The sequence below is a fragment of the Promineifilum sp. (SeqCode) genome, from assembly GCF_041918635.1.
GTDB lineage: Bacteria > Chloroflexota > Anaerolineae > Promineifilales > Promineifilaceae > Promineifilum.
This window is the reverse complement of the sequence record NZ_JAYRVJ010000486.1, coordinates 1-3,804: the sequence shown is the minus strand read 5'-3', so window position 1 is coordinate 3,804 and position 3,804 is coordinate 1. Positions and strand designations below refer to the sequence as shown.

Below are 3,804 nucleotides of genomic sequence, written 5' to 3'. Positions count from 1 at the left end.
CACCATTCAGGCGGCGATCAACAAGGCGCAAGCGGGCGACACCATCTTCGTGCGCGCCGGAACCTACGCCGAGCGGCTCCACATCCAGAAAGCCGGCGCGGCCGACGCCCCCATTAAGCTGGCCGCGCACGAGGGGGAGCAACCGATCATCGACGGGACCGCCCTCATCGTTCCGGCCGATGGCGGGCTGGTGGGCGTCCAGCAAAGTCAGGACATCACCCTGGCCGGCCTGACCATCCGCAACGCCGGCGGCCGCGGCCTGTTCATCAGCCGCTCCAGCCGGGTCACCGTGCAGGATTGCGCCGTCGAGACGTGTCTGGACGGCGGCTTGCAAGCCATTCAGACCGACACCCTGCTGATCGAACGCTGCCGGGTGCGCAACTGCGCCCGGCGTTTCCTCTCCCACGGCCCCTCGCGCCAGCACGTCGCCCTGCTGGTGAGCGTCTCGACCAACGTCACCCTGCGCCACAACCAGGTGTTCGAGAATTCGGATCAGGGCATTCTGATCGGCCCGGCCTGCGCCCAGGCAATCGTCCGCAACAACGTCTGCTACGACAACCGCAACGGGCAGATCGGCCTCCTCTCCTCGCGCGACGTGGTGATCGATTCCAACCTGTGCTACCACACCGGCCGCGACGACTATCTCGACCTGCGCGGCCACCGCGGGCCGGGCATCACCAAGAGCGATCTGCGCGCCTACCGCGCCGATGGCGCGTGGCACACCCGGCAGGTGCACATCACCAACAACATCGTGGTCGGCTGCGGCGCCGGCTTCCAGACCCAGCGCGACGGCGGCAAGCTGACCAGCCTGCGGCTGGCCCACAACACCATCGTCAACAGCTTCGACGCCGGCATCCAGATCGCCGCTCAAGAGGGCGGTTCGCGGACGTACATCGAGAACAATCTCGTGGCCGCGTCTGAAGGCCACCTGGCCCACGTGCCGTGGCGCGCCGGCGGCGTCATCTGGCGGCACAATTTGTGGTCGGCCTTCCCCGGCGCGCGGGCGCATAACCCGTCCACCGACGTAATCGAGGCTGAAGTCGGGCTGGTCGATCAGTACGCGCCGGTGGCCCCCGGGGCGCTAACCGCCGAGCCGTATAAGCTGGTCGAAGGCTCCGTGGCCATCGACCGCGGCATCCGCGACGGCGCGGCCGTCGATAGCGACTTCTGGGGCGCGCCGCGCGCCGGGCGACCGGATTTGGGCGCTAACGAGTATCCCAACGGCGAGGGCGAGTACGACCAGGTGGAGTTGCCGCCGGACGGCGCGCGCGTGACGGCCGGCCTGCTGTGCCTCTACGACTTCAAGGAGGGCCAGGGCCGCCAGTTGACCGACGTGGGCGGCGTGGGCGAACCGCTCAACCTGACCATCCGCGATGCCGCTCAGGTGACCTGGAGCGCCGATGGGCTGCTCATCAACCAGCCAACTTTCATCTCTTCCGAGCGGCCGGCGGCCAAGATCATCGCCGCCTGCCAGCGGAGCAACGAGATCACCGTCGAGGCGTGGGTCACGCCGGCCAACGTGACGCAAGACGGCCCGGCCCGCATCGTCAGCATCTCGGCCAGCAAAACGGCCCGCAACGTCACGCTGGGCCAGGGGCTTTACGGCAAGCAGGCGACCGACCTGTACGTGGCCCGGCTGCGCACGGAGCAGACCTCGGCCAACGGGCTGCCGGCCGTTATCACCCCGGCCGGCTCGGCCACGCCGGCGTTGGCCCACGTCGTCTATACCCGTGACAACGAAGGGCGGGCCACGCTCTACATCGACGGGCAGGAGCGCGGCGTCATCACCGTGGGCGGCGCCTTCAACTGGGAGACGCAGATGCCCCTGTTGCTGGCGAACGAACTCTCCGAAGATCGTCCCTGGCTAGGCCAATTCCGGCTGGTGGCGATCTACGACCGCGCCCTGGAAGCGCGCGAAGTCCAGCACAACTACGAGGCGGGCCAGCCCGTCGGCGACGCCATCAAGGCGGAGTTCACCATCCCCGATGGCGACGAGTATGGCGTCGCGCCGCACACGATAGAGTTCGACGCGGCCGACAGCACGGCCGACGCGGGCATCGCCGGCTACTTCTGGGAGTTCGGCGACGGCCAGACCTCCAACCGCGCCAGCCCCGTCTATACCTATGCCCAGCCCGGCATCTTCAGCGTCTCGCTAACCATCACCGACAAGCAGGGGCGCACGAACAAGATCACGAAGGAGCGGCTGATCACCGTGGCGACTTCGCCCATCCCGCCGCTGCCGGCCGACTACGCCCGCTTCGTGCTGGTCAACGTGACCGATTCGACTGTCGTCGCCTTCGGGCTGCAATACCCGGACTTCCGCTGCGCCATCATGTGGAACGGCGAACCGTACCACATGATGGTCTACAGTGAACTCGACGACGTGCGCCGCGCTTACACAGGCGACACGGTACAACTCATTTGGGTGGATGAACTGGAAGCGTAGTTGAGAGTTAAGAGAGCATCTTGGAACTCTCAACTCCCGATTAACTTAACTCCACCAGAAAGGATAACGTGATAAGGTAGGACGCACATGACGACTTACTACGTAGACGGCAACGCGGGCAACGACTCGGCCGACGGCAGCAGCAATGCTCCCTGGAAAACGATTGGCAGGGCGACCGAGCAGGCAAAATCGGGCGACGAGGTGCGCATTCGCACCGCGACCTATCGCGAGATAGTCCGGCTGCGCACCGATAACACCACCTGGAAGGCCGACACCGGCCATACCCCTGTGATCGACGGCGGCTATCATGAGGGTCTTTTCCGCGCCGACGGTACGCTGCCCCATCCCGACCTGCAAACGGCCTTCCTGCCGGACCAGGTGCTCGGCAGTATGGTATCACTTAGCGCGACAGGAGTGGTTCTGGACGGGCTGACCGTCCAGAACGTGGCCGGTACAGCCATCAGCGTCAGCGAAAGTCGTTGCATCGTGCGCAATTGCCGCATCGACTTCACCTATGGTACGGCCATTCGGGTCAGCCCGGTGACGTACATCGACAATGTGCTGATCGAAAACAACGTTTCGACCCGCATCAGCGTGCGCTATTACGACCCGTTGCGCACTGGGGGCGGGCCGGAAAGCGTCAGCGGCGTGATCAGAGTTGGCAGGGCGCGCGACTGCATTGTGCGTAACAATATCTGCGCCTACGGCCACGGCGAAGGGATCAACCTCGACAAGGCCGGCTATCGCACGCTCGTCGAAGGCAATATCGTGCATACGTGCAACCACGTGCACATCTATATCAACCGCACCATCGACGCGGTAATACGCAACAACCTGGTCTACCATCTCTACCTGGACGACTTTGTGGGCGAAGACGGCCGTCCGCCGGCGGGCATCGCTATCGGCGATGAGTTGGGCGGCGATGGCAGCTGGCCCTACAGCGCCGGCGGCCAAATCTACAACAACATTGTGGTCGGCCTGGGCGCGCTCCTCAGTATCCGCAACAACGCCCGAAGCTACAACACTCAACTGGACAACTGCTACATCGGCTACAACACCTTCATCGGTGGCGCGAAGACGGTCGAAGCGGTGGCGATCGCCGGCAACATGCAGGGCCGCCCCCATCGCCCCAGCCTCATCGAGAACAATATCTTCCACGGCGGTCAACAGATCAGCAAGGCCAACGGCGACCTGAGCGCCATCGCCTTCCGCAACAACCTGTGGGGCGAACAACCGGCGGCGGCCATGCGCGGCCCCGGCGATCGCATTGGCAATCCCAATCTAGCCAATCCCACGGCCGAGTTGCGCGGCAAATTCCCGGACGCGGCCAGCAGCATCGACCCGCGCAACTACCAGTT

At 65.1% G+C, this 3,804-nt stretch carries 2 protein-coding genes; both read left to right on the top strand.

Features of this window, described 5'->3' with window-relative positions; all coding sequences use genetic code 11:
• A partial coding sequence (locus tag ACE3UY_RS14795; RefSeq protein ID WP_374688274.1) for a right-handed parallel beta-helix repeat-containing protein occupies positions 1-2,446 on the top strand: 2,446 nt, incomplete at its 5' end.
• Positions 2,447-2,533: 87 nt separating this feature from the next.
• On the top strand, positions 2,534-3,804 hold a 1,271-nt coding region (locus ACE3UY_RS14790), incomplete at its 3' end, for a right-handed parallel beta-helix repeat-containing protein (protein WP_374688273.1).